This window comes from Nesterenkonia rhizosphaerae (assembly GCF_039544555.1).
GTDB lineage: Bacteria > Actinomycetota > Actinomycetes > Actinomycetales > Micrococcaceae > Nesterenkonia > Nesterenkonia rhizosphaerae.
The window spans coordinates 449,054-465,739 of sequence record NZ_BAABLW010000007.1 but is presented as its reverse complement, the minus strand read 5'-3'; the positions used below and the strand labels follow the sequence as shown (position 1 = coordinate 465,739).

General features: G+C 62.7%; 15 protein-coding genes. 3 read left to right on the top strand and 12 right to left on the bottom strand.

The window, feature by feature from the left end:
• Together ABEA23_RS07860 and ABEA23_RS07855 are read right to left on the bottom strand one after the other, a co-directional pair.
• On the bottom strand, window positions 1-2,661 hold the full coding sequence (locus tag ABEA23_RS07860) for an MMPL family transporter (RefSeq protein WP_345477506.1): 2,661 nt from the start codon (window positions 2,659-2,661) through the stop codon (window positions 1-3).
• A 167-nt stretch (window positions 2,662-2,828) separates the two neighbouring features.
• Window positions 2,829-3,446, bottom strand: a complete 618-nt coding sequence (locus ABEA23_RS07855) for a TetR/AcrR family transcriptional regulator (RefSeq protein WP_345477505.1) — start codon at window positions 3,444-3,446, stop codon at window positions 2,829-2,831.
• A 44-nt stretch (window positions 3,447-3,490) separates the two neighbouring features.
• On the opposite strand from ABEA23_RS07855, the gene ABEA23_RS07850 reads away from it, so the two are divergent.
• Window positions 3,491-4,918 carry an anthranilate synthase component I family protein gene (locus ABEA23_RS07850; RefSeq protein ID WP_345477504.1) on the top strand — a complete coding sequence of 476 codons (1,428 nt, stop codon included), beginning with the start codon at window positions 3,491-3,493 and terminating at the stop codon, window positions 4,916-4,918.
• A 67-nt stretch (window positions 4,919-4,985) separates the two neighbouring features.
• On the opposite strand, the gene ABEA23_RS07845 is transcribed toward ABEA23_RS07850, so the two are convergent.
• Together ABEA23_RS07845 and cls are read right to left on the bottom strand one after the other, a co-directional pair.
• On the bottom strand, window positions 4,986-5,849 hold the full coding sequence (locus ABEA23_RS07845) for a hypothetical protein (protein ID WP_345477503.1): 864 nt from the start codon (window positions 5,847-5,849) through the stop codon (window positions 4,986-4,988).
• A gap of 68 nt (window positions 5,850-5,917) precedes the next feature.
• Window positions 5,918-7,411 (bottom strand): cardiolipin synthase, encoded by a 1,494-nt coding sequence (gene cls, locus ABEA23_RS07840; RefSeq protein WP_345477502.1) that lies wholly within the window; start codon window positions 7,409-7,411, stop codon window positions 5,918-5,920.
• Between the two features lie 71 nt (window positions 7,412-7,482).
• On the opposite strand from cls, the gene ABEA23_RS07835 reads away from it, so the two are divergent.
• On the top strand, window positions 7,483-8,439 hold the full coding sequence (locus ABEA23_RS07835) for an aminodeoxychorismate lyase (protein WP_345477501.1): 957 nt from the start codon (window positions 7,483-7,485) through the stop codon (window positions 8,437-8,439).
• A 29-nt stretch (window positions 8,440-8,468) separates the two neighbouring features.
• Here ABEA23_RS07835 and ABEA23_RS07830 read toward each other — a convergent pair whose 3' ends face one another.
• Window positions 8,469-9,293 carry a carbon-nitrogen hydrolase family protein gene (locus ABEA23_RS07830; RefSeq protein ID WP_345477500.1) on the bottom strand — a complete coding sequence of 275 codons (825 nt, stop codon included), beginning with the start codon at window positions 9,291-9,293 and terminating at the stop codon, window positions 8,469-8,471.
• A gap of 80 nt (window positions 9,294-9,373) precedes the next feature.
• On the opposite strand from ABEA23_RS07830, the gene ABEA23_RS07825 reads away from it, so the two are divergent.
• Window positions 9,374-9,646, top strand: a complete 273-nt coding sequence (locus ABEA23_RS07825; RefSeq protein ID WP_044496064.1) for a DUF4235 domain-containing protein — start codon at window positions 9,374-9,376, stop codon at window positions 9,644-9,646.
• A 57-nt stretch (window positions 9,647-9,703) separates the two neighbouring features.
• Here ABEA23_RS07825 and ABEA23_RS07820 read toward each other — a convergent pair whose 3' ends face one another.
• The 7 genes from ABEA23_RS07820 to ABEA23_RS07790 are packed head-to-tail and all read right to left on the bottom strand — an operon-like array spanning window position 9,704 to window position 16,685.
• Window positions 9,704-9,874, bottom strand: a complete 171-nt coding sequence (locus tag ABEA23_RS07820; protein WP_345477499.1) for a hypothetical protein — start codon at window positions 9,872-9,874, stop codon at window positions 9,704-9,706.
• Window positions 9,875-9,883: 9 nt separating this feature from the next.
• Window positions 9,884-10,306: a monovalent cation/H(+) antiporter subunit G gene (gene mnhG, locus ABEA23_RS07815; protein ID WP_345477498.1), complete on the bottom strand. Its 423-nt coding sequence runs from the start codon at window positions 10,304-10,306 to the stop codon at window positions 9,884-9,886.
• The gene (locus tag ABEA23_RS07810; RefSeq protein WP_069956274.1) at window positions 10,303-10,707 is read right to left on the bottom strand and encodes an MrpF/PhaF family protein; all 405 of its coding nucleotides are present in this window, start codon (window positions 10,705-10,707) and stop codon (window positions 10,303-10,305) included. Before ABEA23_RS07810 ends, mnhG begins: the two co-directional genes overlap by 4 nt.
• Window positions 10,707-11,339, bottom strand: a complete 633-nt coding sequence (locus ABEA23_RS07805) for a Na+/H+ antiporter subunit E (protein ID WP_345477497.1) — start codon at window positions 11,337-11,339, stop codon at window positions 10,707-10,709. Before ABEA23_RS07805 ends, ABEA23_RS07810 begins: the two co-directional genes overlap by 1 nt.
• Window positions 11,339-13,117: a Na+/H+ antiporter subunit D gene (locus ABEA23_RS07800; RefSeq protein WP_345477496.1), complete on the bottom strand. Its 1,779-nt coding sequence runs from the start codon at window positions 13,115-13,117 to the stop codon at window positions 11,339-11,341. The genes ABEA23_RS07805 and ABEA23_RS07800 overlap by 1 nt, the downstream gene beginning before the upstream one ends.
• 2 nt (window positions 13,118-13,119) lie before the next feature.
• A complete protein-coding gene (locus tag ABEA23_RS07795) occupies window positions 13,120-13,656 on the bottom strand; it encodes a Na(+)/H(+) antiporter subunit C (protein WP_345477495.1) in 537 nt (178 codons plus the stop codon).
• A complete protein-coding gene (locus tag ABEA23_RS07790) occupies window positions 13,653-16,685 on the bottom strand; it encodes a Na+/H+ antiporter subunit A (protein ID WP_345477494.1) in 3,033 nt (1,010 codons plus the stop codon). The genes ABEA23_RS07795 and ABEA23_RS07790 overlap by 4 nt, the downstream gene beginning before the upstream one ends.
• Window position 16,686: the final 1 nt, after the last annotated feature.

Genomic DNA, 16,686 nt, shown 5'->3' with positions numbered 1-16,686 from the left:
TCAGATACCAGCGCCCTGCTGAGATTCCGCCATCGTGCGCTCCAGTGCCGCACCCTCGACGTCGACGTCGGGCAGGATCTTATCCAGCCACTTAGGCAGCCACCAGGCAGCTGGCCCGCACAGCGTCAGCAGTGCAGGCACCAGCAGCAGGCGCACCACGAAGGCATCCAGCAGCACGCCCACCGCAAGCCCCAGGCCGATGGAGGCGATCATCGGATCCGGAGTGAAGACGAAGCCGCCGAAGACGCTGGCCATGATCAGCGCTGCCGCGGTGACCACCGCCCGTCCAGCGTGCAGCCCCTGGCGCACGGCCAGCCTGGGGGCCGACCCGTGGACATAGGCCTCCCGCATGCCAGAGGCAGTGAAGAGCTGGTAGTCCATGGCGAGGCCGAAGAGGATGCCGACCATCAGAATCGGCAAGAAGGTCATTATCGGACCGGGTCGACTGATCCCGAAGATGTCCCCGAGCCAGCCCCACTGGAAAACCGCCACCACCACGCCGATGGCACCGGCCAGCGAACCGACGAAGCCCAGGGTGGCGATCACCGGCAGCAGAATTGAGCGGAAGACCATAATCATCAGGACCAGAGAGAGACCGATGACCAGGCCCAGGTAGAGCGGCATGGAATCGGCGATCACATCGGAGACGTCAATCTGCGCGGCGGTGATACCGGCTACTGAAAGCTCGGTGTCCTCCACGGCGGTACCCGCCAGCGGGTTACCGTCACGGAATTCATGAACCAGCTCTTCGGTAGAGGCTGCCGATGGGCCCTCCACGGGCACCACCTGGAACGCGGCCATGGTCTGGTCCTCAGAGAGCGTGATAGGCACGACGACGTCGATGCTCTCGTGCTCCAGCAGGGTTTCAGCCACATCGAGCTGATAATCCTCGGGCTGCTCTTCCCCTAGGTCAGCCGGCAGATCCGCCAGCACCACCAGCGGGCCGTTCATGCCCTGTCCGAAGGATTCCTCGGTTTCCACATAGGCCTGGTGAGAGAGTGAATCCTCAGCCTCAGTGCTGGCATCAGGCAGGCCCAGGCGCAGGTCCATGGTGGGCAGCGCCAGAACTGCCAGTCCTGCGATGGAGAGCAGCGCGATGGCCGCAGCCTTCAGCCCGCCCATGGGAGTGGTGATCTGCCGACTCTTGGCAGTGTCGAAGCCGACGTAGCGGCGTTCTTTGCGGCGCAGGATCTTCCAGCCGGTGAGCTTCAGCAGGGCTGGGGTCATGGTGGTGGCCATTAGCACGGCGATCACCACACAGAAGGCCGCCACCGTACCCATCAGGGCCAGGAACGGGATCCCGGTGACGTTCAGCGCCAGCAGGGCAATCACCACAGTGGCTCCGGCGAAGACCACGGCATTGCCGGCTGTGCCGTTGGCCAAGGCGATGGACTCGATGAGCGGAAGCCCGTCCTTGAGCTGGCGCCGGTGTCGGTTGATGATGAACAGGGCGTAGTCGATGCCTACCGCCAGACCCAGCATCATCCCCAGAATCGGCGTCATGGACATCATTTCGACCACACCGGAGAGCGCCATGGCACCGGCGACGCCGATGCCGACTCCGATCAGGGCGTTGAACAGCGGCAGTCCAGCGCCGATGAAAGTACCCAGCATCACCAGCAGCACCACAGCCGCCACGATCAGGCCGATGACCTCGGCGATGCTGAACAGGTGCGGCATCTCAAAGGCCAGATCACCCGAAGGCAGGATTTCTACACCGGCAATACCTGCCTCGGTGAGAGTGTCGGCGATCTCAGCCAGCTGCTCGGTGCCGATGTTCTCCAACGCGTTGTCAAAACTGATCATCAGGATGGCCACATCGCCGTCGTCGGACACCATTTGGGCGCCTGCGGCAAGGTCCAGCATGCGCTCGCCGCGCTCGAGCTCCTCAAGCGCGCCGCCGGCCTCCTGCTGGAACTGCTCCTCACCGGCTTCAAGTTCCTCGCGCCCGGCGGCCAACTGCTGCTCGCCCGCCTCGAGTTCAGCTTCGCCGGCCTCGATCTGGGCCTGTGCCGCTTGCAGCTGCTGCCGCTGGGCCACAATTTCAGCACGCTGAGCGTTCATCTCCGCAGCTACCGACGACCAGTAGCCGACATTGACGGCTTCCTCCACGGCAGCGTCCAGCTGCGCGTCGGCCTCCTCCAGCTGCGCCAGTCCGGACTCAACCTCCTGCCGGTTGGCTTCTAGCTCCTGACGCCCGGCTTCGAGGTCGGCTTCTCCTGCTTCGATCTCATCCCAGCCGGCGTCCAGTTCAGCACGGGCAGCATCGAGCTCCTCACGTCCGGATTCGATGTCGGCACGGCTGGCTTCAAGCTCATCCTGGGTGGCGAAAGGGTCGGTGACCTCGGTGATCGCTCCATGGGATTCCAGCTCTTCGAGCAGCTGGGCGATCTCCGCCTGCTGCTCTTCGGTGAAGGGCTCCCCGGACTCAGTGCGCGCTACCGCGGTGGCGCTGCCGGCGCTGGCGTCAGGAAGCTCTGCGGTGAGCCTGTCAGCCACGGCGCTGGTCTCCAGATCCGGGATGGTGATCTGGTCTGTGAGCTGACCACCGAATCCGATGAAGGCCGTCACCGCCACCGCCAGCGCAGCCAACCAGGCCGCGATGATGGTCTTGGCCCTGCGGGCGGCGAACAGTCCGAGGCGGTAGAGAAGCTTGGCCATGTGTAGAGGCTCCTAGAGGGTCTTCTTCAGTGCTGAAGGAAGCAAGAGGGTGCGCCAGTGCGACACCCACCCACCTATCCTAAACGGAACGCCCCGTCTCGCAATTGCCGTTGCGAACGAAACAGCCCTCATGTGATCAATATCACCCAAAAGTGCGCATGGAGAGCTCAGTCGGAGGCCCCCTGCGGCTGAAGTCCACGTACGACGACGTCGACCAGCGTCTGCGCCCAGCGTTCCCCTGGAGGCTGCCCCACCAGAAGGCGAAGGATGAATGGGTCCCCTAGAGCCGCGGTGACGGCGGCCAGGTCTGCCCCGGGGCGGATTTCGCCACGCTCCTCGGCGGACCGCAGCCGCTGGACCAACCGCCCGGTGTCCCAGAAAGCAGCACCGGAGAGCAGCTCCTCGGTGGCCGGGTCTTCCTGCACCCCCGCTGCCACCAGACTGCGGGCCATGCTGATAGTGCTCGGTGTAAAGGCCTCGCTGATCATGCTCTTGGTCCAGGTCAGCAGGTCAGCGCGAAGATCCCCGGTATCTGGCAGATCCACCAGCTCCATGTCTGTCTGGCCGGTCACCAGTGTCTCCAGGACCACTGCCGCCTTGTTCTTCCACCAGCGGTAGATGGTCTGTTTCCCCACACCGGCCTCTGCGGCGATGCGCTCCACGGTGAGGTCCTCGTAGGGAATGCTGCACAACAGTCGCGCAGTGGCCTCCAGGACTGCTTGATGAGAGGCCTCACTGCGCGGCCTTCCGCGCTGCCGGGATTCGGCCTGTACCTGGTCTGCCATGGCCAACATGGTAGCCGCAGCTGGCGGCCCATAGACTTTCCTGCATGCCCGTTCCGCTTGTCCGACAGCCCCTGCCTGCATCTTTGGCCCAGGCGGATTCAGCGGCCGGGCTGTTCGGTGCCCTGCGGCAGCGCCTGCCCGGTGTTCCCATGGCCTTCCTGGACAGCAGCGATCATTCTCACACCCCACGCCCAGAGCGCAGCCGCTACAGCATTCTGGCGTTCAGCTTCGGTCCGCAGGCCACAACGGTTCAGCACCGCAGCCGCCGCGAGTTCCTCAGTTGGCTCACCCACGCCTGGGACACCCCCCATGACGTTCCTCATGCCGCCCAGGAGGACCCAGCATTTCAGCTGGGATGGGTCGGAGTCCTCGGCTATGAGTACCGCACCCAGTTCTTCTATGCCACCCACGCGGTGGTGGTGGATCACCATACCGGCACCGCTGAGCTGCAGAGCCTGGGCGAGGGCTCTGGGTGGGTGGAAGCCGTCACCCAGGCTCTGCAGCTCGCCCAGTCAGGCCAGCTCGCCCAGTCCCGCCAAGACGTGCTGCATACCAACGCGGCGCAGGCCGTTGCTCCCGGTGTGCTGCGCCAGCTGCGAGCCCGGGACTCGCAGGCCGAATATCTTGGCAAGATCGCTGCGGCCCAGGAACAGATCCGCCGCGGAAACACCTACGAGGTCTGTCTGACTACAGCAGTGAACGGCAGCCTCACCGCTGACCCGTGGCAGAGCTACCTGCAGCTGCGCGCGCAGAATCCCGCCCCCTTCACCCAGTACCTTCAGCTGCCAGGATCCGCCTTTGACGGTGAGGACACGGTCATTCTCTCCACCTCTCCAGAACGATTCGTGCAGGTAAGCTCCGCAGGCCTGATCCGGTCGGAGCCGATCAAGGGCACGCGTCGTCGTCATCTGAATCCGGATCAGGACGCGGCCGCGGCAGATGATCTGCGCGCCCATCCCAAAGACCGGGCAGAGAATGTGATGATTGCCGACCTGGTGCGCAATGACCTCTCCATTCACGCAGCACCGGGGACTCTGCGCACCGAGCGGCTCTGTGCGGTGGAAACCTATGCCACCGTCCATCAAATGGTGTCCACCATCAGCGCCCAGCTGGAGCCAGGAGCTTCCCGGGCACGAGCCGTCTGTGACGCCTTCCCTCCGGGGTCCATGACCGGGGCTCCGAAGGGGTCAACGATGCAGATCCTTCAGGATCTGGAATCTGGCCCGCGCGGTCCATACTCCGGGGTGGCCGGATATTTCAGCTCTACCGGTGCCTGCGATCTCTCGGTGCTGATCCGTGCTGCAGTGCTGACCGCAGGAGAACCTGGCCGCTGGGACTTTCATCTCGGCCTGGGTGGTGCCATTACTGCCGATTCAGAGCCGCAGGCGGAATGGGAGGAGATCCTCACCAAGTCTCGCGGTGTCCTAGGTGCCCTGGGCGCTGAGTTTCCAACAGAGCCCTATCCCTGCTAAGACGGCGGAGCAACGCGCTCCTGACAGATATCCGCCTGACAGATATCCGTTTGTGAGATATCACTGCTCAGCCCTGAGGCTGCTGCCCGAGAGACGCTTCCAGCTCGGCGATTTTCTCGGCCTGGCGATCCATCAGCACCGCGAAGTCCCGGTCCTCCATATTGATCGCACTCATCATCACCAGGTTCTGCCCGAAGGCTGCGCTGGCTGACTGGCCTTGGGTGACCCCGGACTCTGCCTCCACCTCGCTGAGGAACTGCATGTTCACCCCGGAGAAGGGCTCGTGGTCCAGTGCACTGATGGTGATCTGCTCTGTGTCATTGCGCAGCCCCTGGTCCTCGCAGGCTGCCAGCAGCTTCTCCCAGGTGCTGGATGTGTCAACATCCCGGGGGTAGCTCAGCGCCCAGACGAAGAGCAGCTCCGGCGAGCCGTCAGCGCCGGTGCGCCGGTACTCATGCAGCACCCCGGTGAGAGCCCCCTCCCCCACCAGGTTCAGATTGATCTCGTCCATCTGGCGCGCGCAGGCATTCGGGCCGAAAATCTCGGTGTAGACACCCGGATTCACCGCAATCTTCTCTTCGAAGTAGGCAAGCCCGGTATCAGTGGAGTGTCCTTCAGGGGGATTCACCAGATCTGAGGAAGTCAGCAGGACATCCATAATCTGATCTTCGGTCAGATCGGTGATCTCAAGTTCGGCGGTTGCCGCCTCAGCGGCGCTGGTCTCCATGTTGGTCTGCGGTGCTGCCGAGGTGCCCGCTGATGCGTCCTCAACAGTGACCGGGCTGGCGGTGCTCTCGAGGTTGGTGGAGCCGTGCACGCTCACGCTGCAGGCGCTCAGAACGCACAGCGCAACGGCGCCACTTCCAGCAAGCAGCGCCGCAGACTTCAAGCCGTCCAGCCAAGCTGGACCGGTGGTTTCTACGTGGGGCACGGGTACAGGGTAGTTGAAATCTGTAAAACCTACTATCACCTGGGCCTGAACATCGCCTGCACCGGAGGCTACTGAAGCCCTGATGTGAGCCGGAAGACATTGTCCAGATACCTGATATGCCAGGGTCTAGAGGTCCATTCGTTCAGGTGCAGCTCCTCAGAGATGTCCAAGTATCCAGAGAACACCTCATAGATCTCGCGGACCTTGGCATCATCAACGATCATCAAGGTGACCTCCAAGTTCAGCGAGAAAGACCGCTGATCCATATTGGAAGATCCCAGGACCGCGACGTCGTCGTCTATCAGCATGAACTTCGCGTGCAGCACGTCTGGTTCCGGATAGCGGTAGATCCGTACCCCCGCCTCCAGAAGTGCCTGATAGTAGGACTGCTGCGCGTGCTGAACGGTGAACTGGTCCGCCTTGCGACTGACCATCAGGATGACGTCCACATCACGATGAGCCGCGTTGGTCAACGCATAGAGCAGCGAATCATCCGGTACCAGGTAAGGGGTGCAGATGACCAGCCGGTCAGTGGCCTGGTAGATCAGATCGTTGAAGAGTCGCAGATTATTCTCATCCGGGAAGCCGGGCCCGGAGGGAACTACCTGCACCAGGGCGCCACCGGTGGCAGCCTCATCGGCCTCTAGGTCCACCAGCAGTTGCTGCCCCAGGTTCTCTCCTGTTTCGGCGTACCAGTCCGAAGCGAAGACGATATCCAGCCCGGTCACTGCAGGCCCGGTCACCACCGCATTGAGCTCCACCCAGTGCCGCCCCATGCGTTTGGCCGAGCGACGCTGGTAGTGCGGTTCAATGAGGTTGGCCGAGCCGGTCAGCGCGGTTTCGCCGTCGATGACCACGATTTTGCGGTGATTGCGCAGATCCAAGCGGGAGAACCGACGCCGCAGCGGACGTACCGGCAGCACTCGGTGCCATTGGATCTGAGAGCGCTTCAAGCGCCGCTTGAGTCGACCGTAGCCCTTCACCCGGAAAGTCCCCAAGTGGTCATAGAGCATCCGCACGGTCACACCCCGGCGGGCAGCCCGCTCCAGGGCATCCAGCACTGGCCCTGAGTATTCCGAGTCGTCTCCGACGATGTAGAAGAGCACATGGACATACTCCTGAGCCTGGTCGATCTCCTGGACCAGCCTGTCGAAGAGGTCCTTGTACTCCGGCAACAAGGTGATGTGATTGCCATCCTGGATGGGAAAGGCTCCCAGGTTGCGGTTCAGAGCCGCGGTGGCTCCAAGCTGCTCGTCATAGTCACGCAACTGATCAGTGAGGTCCATGTGGCTGGTCGCCTCGAGCAGAGCAGTGTTGATCCTGCGCTGGCGCTCCTGACGCCGGGCGGAGAGCTTATTGCGCCCGATGAGCAGGAACAGCGGCAGCGCCACCAAGGGGATGAAGAAGATGGCCAACAGCCAGGCCATGGCTGTATTCGGCCGCCGGTTATCCGGAATGATGCCGATCACCGCCAGCCGGATGCCGACCTCCAAGGCGGCAACGATGAGGACAATCCAGTCCGGCAGCGCCTCAATGCTCAGCGCACTTAGTGGCCACAACATTGGGACCACCTGCTGAGATGCACCGGATTCTCCATTCCCTCCATCCTATGTGGTGGGGATAGTCTTGGAGCATGGCCGAGCACTTCCAGGAAGATTCTGTCTCCTCCGTTGCCGTTCGCATTGACGCCGAGCATCCCCATGGGGTGCTCTTTGACCCGCACCAGCCTCAACTGCGCGTCACCGATTTAGGCGTAGTCCGCGGTGACGGGGTCTTTGAGACCATGCTGGTCATCGACGGCGCAGTCCGGAAGCTGACCCCGCACCTGAACCGGCTACGCCGCTCAGCAGATATCACTGAGATCGGCATCCCTCCGGAGGAATCCTGGCGAGCAGCGATCCAGCTGGGCCTGGAGGAATTCCGCACCCGCGGCGGTCTGCCCGAACAGCTGAGCATCCGACTGACGGCAACCCGCGGCGTCGACGGCGAGCCGGCCAGCGAGGACCCCCAGTTCGCCGGCACCTACTGGGCCCTGCTTGCCCCTGTGCCGGCTACTATGCTGGCCTCGCGCGGCAAACCTATTGCGGTCACCCTGCTGGACCGCGGCTACAGCTCGGATGCTGTGGAGCGGTCCCCCTGGCTGATGCTCAGCGCTAAGACCCTGAGCTACGCGGTGAACATGGCCGCCGGCCGCTGGGCCCGCCAGCATGGTTTCGACGATGTCATCTTCCTCAGCTCCGACGGTCAGGTGCTTGAGGCTCCGACCTCCACGGTGCTGATGTACAGCGAGGATGCTGAGGGCACCCCAGTGCTGACTACCCCCACACTCAACACCGGAATTCTGCCAGGCACCAGCCAGGGCGCGATCTTCGCGGCCGCGGAGCGGGCCGGCTGGAAACTGGCCTACGGTCCGGTGACCCCGGAGGACCTGAAGGCCGCTCAGCACGTGTGGCTGCTTTCCTCGGTCCGCCTGGCGTCACCGGTGAACCGCATAGATGATCATCAGTTGGAAGTCAGCACCGAACTCACCGCTACGCTGATGGACTTCCTGGCCCAGGATCTGGCCGAGACCTACCCCACCGAGGACTGAGCTCCTAGACCAGGAGACGCCCGCAGCTCTTAGCCGATGTCCCGTGCGTTGGTCAGAACTGGAATCAACCCGCGGGTTCTCTCCACCAACGCTGGATCCAGATCTGCTACCAGCAGCTCGGGAGCTTCTCCGGCTTCAGCAAGAATCTCACCGGCTGGAGAGATGATCATTGAATGCCCCACCCCGGTGGGTGCACCTTCAGGTGCGGCAACCCCAGCAGCCTCGGGCAGGCCCTGCCCGCAGGCGATCACATACTGCGTGGAATCCAGCGCTCGTGCCTGGGCCAGCACTCGCCACTGCTCCACTTTGCCTGGTCCCGCCCCCCAGGAGGCTGACAACAGTGTGGCCTGCGCCCCGGCCCTGGCGTGATGCTGGAAGAGAGCGGGGAAGCGTATGTCATAGCAGGTGGCCAAGCCGAAGTTCAGACCCGTGGCCGCAAAACGCACCGGCGCTGTGCCCTCCTGCACGGTACGGGATTCCTGGAAACCGAAGGCATCGTAGAGGTGCAGCTTCTGGTAGGAGGTGTCAACAGTGCCTTCGCTGGTGGGCCCAGTCACCAACAGCGTATTGGCTACACGGGCGGTGCCCTGCTCGGAAGGCTCTGCGGGTGTGAACATGCCGGCGACAATCACCAGCCCGTGGTGGGCGGCGATGCTGCGCACCTGCTGAGCCCAGGGGCCATCGAGGGGCTCCGCGATAGAGGTCAGGTTGTAGCCGAAGGCGCGTTGGGCGGCTTCGGGAAAGACCACCAGCTCAGCACCGGCTGACGCTGCTTTTCCGGCCCACTGATCAATGAGGTCAAGATTCTTCTGGAGGTCCTTGCCGGTGACTATTTGGGCTGCCGCTACTCGCATGGTCTCACTCTACGCATTTAGGGTCGCGGGGGTAGGCTGGTCTCGGCAGAGGTCGTTCGATGCACTCAAAGGAGCACCCGATGGACAAGCTGATGGATAAGGCCCTCACCATGGGAATCTCGCTGGCGGGTGGCTTTGTGGCCACTAAGGCCTTTGACTTCGCCTGGCAGAAGATCACCGGCGAAGAAACCCCTAAGCACGACGACGTCGATGCGGTCTCCATCAAGAAGGCGCTGGTTTTCGCGGTCAGCTCCGCAGCTATTACCGCCACAGTGCAGATTCTCTCGCAGCGGGGCGCTAAGAGCGCCACACGTAAGCTCAAGGCGGCCTACGGGAAGCGCTCAGAAGTCTGAGCGGGATCCTCGTGCACTGACCGCGAACCCGTGGTTCAGTACTGCTGGCGGGCTTGCTTAGACCTTATTCTTGCCGTCACGGCCCATCAGATAGGCAAGGCCCACTGCGCTGAGCACTGCAGTGCCGAAGGAGAACCCAGCAGCCACCGCTGGCTCGCCGGTCAGGGCCACCACACCGGCAATCACGGCCAGGATTGTCATCACTGCGAATGCGACCTTGAGTATCATGGGTCCACTTTAATCACTGTTGAGCTCTCGCCGCACTCCTTTTTCGCGGCTGAGCCTGTCAACAGCAGTGGCCAGCTCATCATCAGTGAGCAAATCACGACGCATGTGCTTGGTCCGGTACCCGGCCCTGCCCACCACATGGGCACTGACCGGCGCGGTGAGAATCATCAGCCCCCAGGCCAGCAGCGCCACCGCCACCCATACCCAGGATCGCCACATAATGCCCGCTGCCAGGACCAGCATCAGCAGACCCAGCACCTGAGGCTTAGTGGCTGCGTGCATCCGGGAATGCAGGTCAGGGAAACGCACCAGGCCAATCCCTGCAGCCAGCGACATCAGTCCCCCCACCACCAGAAAGACTGCGGCAGTACCGTCGAGCACCGCATCCAGCGCAGACCCCCCTGAGGCTGCCGCCGTAAGAATGAAGGTCATTGCTTGTCCTCCTTCTTCGGGACAAAACCAGACTTGGTCAGTGCGGCGAACCAGGATGTTGATTCATCTGCAGCGCTCGCCCCAGGGGCTGCAGGTTCAACAATAGGCACGGGCGCAGTGGCGTCCTCAGGCGCATTCTGGTGAGGTCCTGCGGCAACATACCGTGCGATGGCCACCGCCCCGAGGAAACCGATCATGGCAGTAATGACCACGAAGAGAATGAAATCCTGGTGCCGCCTGAAAGCCATATCGGTGAGCATCACGGACCCGACGATGATCAGAATGACATCGACGCTGATCACACGGTCCAGCACCGAGGGGCCGCGGAAGACCCGGTATACCGCGCAAAGAGCGCCGATGGCCAGCAGCGCCTGAGTGATCCAGTAAGCGATCTCAAGCATCAGACCTCACCTGCCAAGCGCCGGGGGTCATCCGAGAGTGAAGTCAGCGGAGCATCCCGTTCAGTCTTGGAGAACCCTGCCATCCGTCCAAGTCGGCGTTCGGCTTTCACCACCGCCAGATCGGAACGGTTCCCGCAGGTGCGGATGATCAGTGCCTCCGTGCGCAGGGCGTCTCGGCGGATACGTTCGGCGTCGGTGTCATCGGTGACGTTCAATGCATGCAGATACAAGGTGGCGGTAGTGCGGTCCACATCGATCACCAGGGAGCCTGGCACCAACGCCAGGGAATGCCCGGTGAGGGTCACGATGAGATCATCATGGCTGCGCAGCTGAATGGAGATGATGGAGTTGCGCACCCTGGGGCCCTTGACCACAGCAATCCATGAGACCTGGAAGCTGGCGTAGACCATCTTGCCCAGGAACCGAACCAGGAAGACCAACCCCCAGAATAGGTTGATTCGCCCCGAACCGCGTAGCGGCGGCAGATAGAAGAGCCGAACGATGATCACGGCGTAGACCAGGCCAATGATGAGGGTGCCGAGCTCGAAGCTCTGCCACACCGCCATCCAGAAGAAACCCAGGAAGAGGATCAGTGGCAGTTCCAGCCGCAGCGGAGTCTTGGGTCTACGCATCAGTCACCGCTTCCTTCCTCATGCTGATCATGCTCAGGGTCATCAGCGTCGGTCTCAGTGCCGTCTTCCACGGTGGAGGAACCGTCCTCGTCGGTCTGGTGCTCAGGTTCCAGTGAGGTGCGAATAGGCGCAAACTCAGCTGCGCCGTCGTCGCCGGTGTTCAGGTCGATGAGGTGACCGGTGGTGAACTCCACCAGCTCCTCCCGCACACCGTCCACACGCTCCTCCCCCAGTACCGCCTCCAGGTAGGGAGTGCGTTCATACATATCCTGGGCAGCAGCGCGCGAGAAATTCATCAGCGGGCCGGCGAAGACTGTGAAGGCCACAGAAAGAATCACCAGAGCTGCAGTAGGAAGCACCATTGTGGGAGGCAGCAGCCGCTTATTCGCCGCCCGCGCGTGGGCCAGGGACTTCGGCGTCAGCAGCCGGCTGCGTTCCTCAACATCTTCGGCTTTCCGCCAGAAGCCGCGGGACCAGATCCGCGCGACTGCCAGCAACGTCAGCAATGAGGTGACCACCGAGGCCACCACCAGAGTCCAGGTGATCCAGGTGTTCTCTGCGATGCCGCCCTGCATCATGCCCAGCTTGCCGACAAAACCCGAGAACGGCGGAATGCCTGCCAAGTTCATCGCGGGGATGAAGAAGAGCACCGCCAGGGCCGGCGACAACTTGGCCAGACCACCGAGCCGGTCCACATTCGACGTACCAGCTCGGCGTTCAACCAGACCGGTGACCAAGAAGAGGGTGGTCTGAATAGTGATGTGGTGGGCCACGTAGTAGATCGTGGCGGCCATACCGATGATGCTGGAGAGCGCCAGGCCGAACACCAGGTAGCCGATATGGCTGATCAGCGTGAAGCTGAGCATACGTTTGATGTCCGCCTGGGCCAATGCCCCCATGATGCCGACAATCATGGTCAGTGCAGCCACAATCATGAGCGCCGTATTGATCCGCTCCCCTGGGAACAGCAGCGTTTCTGTGCGGATCATCGCGTAGATGCCCACCTTGGTGAGCAGCCCCGCAAAGACCGCGGTGACCGGAGCAGGGGCTGTGGGATAGGAGTCTGGCAGCCAAAAGGCCAGCGGGAAGACTGCGGCCTTGATGCCGAAAGCCACCAGCAGCATCACATGCAGCATCAGCTGGGTGCTGGGCTCCAGGTCCCCGAGCTTCAACGCCAAATCCGCCAGGTTCACTGTCCCGGTGGCGGCGTAGATCAGGCCGATGGTGATCAAGAAGAGCATCGAGCTCAGGATGGAGACCACCACATACGTCACCCCGGCCCGAATACGGGCTTCACCGCCGCCCAAGGTCAACAGCACATAGGAGGCGGTCAGGAAAATCTCGAAGCCCACGTACATGTTGAACAGGTCCCCGGCCAGGAAGGCATTGGAGACACCGGCCACCAGGATCAGATACGTGGGGTAGAAGATCGAGACCGGCCCGGAATCGTTCTTCTCCTCCGCAGCGCCCTGGCCCACTGCGTAGAGCAGCACGGCCAGAGTGATGACTGAGGAGATCACCAGCATCAGTGACGAGAACCGGTCAATGACCATCGAGATGCCGAAGGGCGCTGGCCAACCGGCCAGGCTCACGGCATGGGTTCCACCGTTCCAGACCTCAGAGAGCAGGAACATCTCCAGCACCACGGTAATGATCAGCGTGCCTACGGTAATCGAGCGCTGGGTGCTTTGGTGCCGGTAGAACGCAAATGCGAAGGCCGCGCCGAAGAAGGGCAGGAGCACCGCCAGGGGCACCAGAGTAATGATGCTGAATTCCATGGCTACTTCCTCCCCTCTTTCTGCTCGGCCTGCTTGCTGGCAGGTTCTTCGTCTGCAGTGTCCTGCTCCGGTTCGGGGACGTCCTCGGAGGTACGCAGCTTGCCGGTATTGGGGTCAAGCTCATCGATGAACTCGGACGTTTCGGTGCTGACCTCAGCGTCTTCTTCGGGGTCGTAGGCGCCGACCGCTTCGGCCACGCGGCGGTCCTCCTCGTCGTCGGCGACTTCATCCTGACGAGCCAGGACCCAGGAGCGATAGATCAGCGCGAGCATGAAGGACACCAGCGCGAAGGCGATCACAATGGCCGTCAGCAGCAGGGCCTGCGGCATCGGGTCCAGGTATTCCTCGGCGTCCACCCCGTCCCGCACAAGGGGCGATTCTCCGGCCCGTCCTGCGGTCTGCAGGATCAGCAGGTTCACACCGTTAGAAATCAGGATGATGCCCAGCAGCACCCGAGTCAGGGATCGCTCCAGCAGCAGGTAGATGCCCACCGCCATCATCACGCCCATCACCACCAGCAGCGTCAGATTCAGCGTCATCGCGCCACCCCCATGCTGGTTTCGGCGTGGATGCCGTGGCCCAATGTTGAGCTTCGCCGATTCTCCTGTTCGCTGCGCACGTCGATCTCCGAACCCAGGCTGCGCAGCACATCAACGATCAGGCCCACTACCACCAGGTAGACCCCGACATCGAAGAGCACGCTGGAGACCAAGTGGTGTTCCCCGATCACCGGGATCGCCAGATCCACAATGAAGCTCTGGAAGGCCTGCCCGCCGAAGATCAGCGGGAGCACACCGGTGAAGCAAGCCACTGCCAGACCCCAACCCATCAACGCGCCAGCAGAGAACGGAATCGCGGCTTCAAGCTCGTAGCGACCGCCTGCCAAGTAGCGCAGCACGAAGGCCAGACCCGCCAGCAGGCCGCCGGCGAAACCTCCACCAGGAGTGTTGTGCCCAGCCAGCAGCAGGTAGACGGAGAGCAGGATGATCGCGTGGAACATCAGCCGGGTGACCACTTCAAAAATGATGGAACGGTGCTCCGGGGCCAAGGTCCGCCCCGCCACCAGCCAGGCTTCACGGGCCACCGTGGCGAAGGAGCGGGCGACCTCCACCTCTTTGATCTGCTTAGGTGAGAGTGCTTTGTCAGACAGCACCCGTCCCACCGAACCGGTGGGCACCTCATGCAGTTGGCGACGCTGCACATCTCGGCGCTTCACGAAGATCAAGCTGGCCACACCGGTGGCCGCTGCGGCCAGCACGGTGATCTCACCGAAGGTATCCCAGACGCGGATATCCACCAGAGTGACGTTGACGATATTGCGTCCGTGGCCGACCTCGTAGGCCATCCACGGGTACTCAAGACTGATGGGCTCATGGATACGCGAGCCCATGGCGATCGCGGTGGCGTACATGATCACCAGACCGAAGGCTGCGCCCAGCAGTGCGCGGCCCACCCGGAAACGGGTGGGGTTCTGCGTCCAAATTCCAGAGGGCAGGCTGCGCAGGGCCAATACAAAGACCACCAACACAATGGACTCCACCAGCAGCAGAGTCAGCGCCAAGTCAGGGGCTCCCTGTAGGGCGAAGATACCGGCGATGCCCCATCCGCAGAGGCTGACCATCAGCACCGCCATAAAGCGTTTCGGCGCCCATACCGCGCCTAGGCCGCCACTGATGATGATCAGCGCGAGCACGATCTGCATCGGCTGCTCGGCCACAATGACCTCTCCAGGCCAGACCTGGCCGCTGAAGGCGATGACGCCGGCAGGAGCCGCCGTGGCCACCAGCAGGATGATGAAGAGATACCAGCCCAGGGAACCACGCTGGGTCTTGGAGGTCAGCCAGACAGCCACATCGTCCAGCGTCCTGATAGTGGCCCGGTACATGCGTTCCGCATCCAGAGCCGCCGGAACTGCGCGAGCGTCCGAGGTCACGCGCCCACCCAGCCAGAACAGGCCCAGACCGAGCGCCCAGGTCAGCACCGAAAGCCCAAGTACCGGAGTGAAGCCGTGCCACAGTGCCAGATAGGTCGGGTGAACCTCCGGTGCCACCGGATCAAAGAGCGTGGCAAACGGCTCGATAAGCGCCTGCACCGGTCCTGGGACCAGCGCCAGCAGTACCGTCAGGCCCGCCAGTACAGCGGGTGAGGCCAGGAATACCGCATCAGGGGTGCCGCGGAATGCAGTAGCCGGAAGCACTGCGCCGTCGTCGTCAGTTTTTGCCGCGAAAGCACCCCATAGGAACCGCACCGAGTACGCCACCGTCAGTGCCGAGGCAATGACGACGCCGACCATCACCACCCAGCCCCACACGGGACTGACAGCATCGGCCGGATGCAGCGCGTAGCTGTAGAAGGACTCGAAGACCACCTCTTTGGCAACAAAACCGAAAAGTGGGGGCAGGCCCGCCATCGAGGCTGCAGCGATTACCGAAATGACCAGCAGCGGTTTCTGCGCCCGACCGATTCCGGAGAGCACGCGCAGGTCACGTGTGCCAGTTTTGTGGTCGATGATGCCGACCACCATAAACAGAGCGGCTTTGAACAGACCGTGGGCCAGCAGCATCGCCGCACCCGCCAGAGCGGCGTCCTCGGTGCCCAGGCCGTTGACCATAATCAGGAAGCCCAGCTGGGAGACCGTGCCATAGGCGAGAACAAGCTTGATATCGGTCTGCCGCAGCGCGCGGTACGCGCCGACAATCATGGTGGCCAATCCCAAGCCCAGCACCAAGGGAAGCCAGAACGTGGAATCGTGGAAGCCAGGGGCGAAGCGAGCCACCAGGTAGACACCGGCTTTGACCATCGCCGCGGCATGCAGATAGGCCGAGACCGGCGTGGGTGCGGCCATGGCCGCGGGCAGCCAGAAGTGGAAAGGCACCAGCGCGGACTTGGAGATGGCGCCAAGCAGGATCAGCACCATGGCGATATCCACCGCCACGCCGGTCAAGGTGTCCGCGGCGGCCATGATCTCCGAGATCCGGTAGCTCCCAGCCAGTTGGCCGATCCAGAGCAGACCCACCAGCATGGCCAGCCCGCCCACAGTAGTGACAATCAGCGCCTGGATAGCTGACCGGCGTGCAAAAACACGGTGGGCTGAGTAGCCGATGAGCAGGAAAGACAGGATCGTGGTGAGCTCCCAGAAGATGAAGAGCATCACCAGGTCATCAGAGAGCACTAGGCCGAGCATGGCGGCGGCAAAGGAGAACAGCTGCGCCGCAAAGGGGCCAGCGGCGGTCTCGGCTGGCGGAAAGTACCGTGCGCAGTACAGCATCACCGCGGCGCCCACACCAGAGATCAGCAGGCAAAGCGCCAGCGCCAGTGCATCCATGCGGAAGGCCAGCTCGACGCCGAGCTGGGGAATCCACTCGAGGATCTCTGCTGGCGGAGCATTGGGCTGCCCAGAAGCAGCACCCTGCTCAGCCTCCAGGACCGCCGGGATATAGCTCAGCGTCCAGACGAAGGCTGCCATGAGGATAGCGGCAAGCAGATAAAACGTGGGACGCCCGAGGCGGCTGAAGATCCAGGGGGTCGCGATGCTCACTGCGAAGAGCACAGCAAGCACTACAACCATT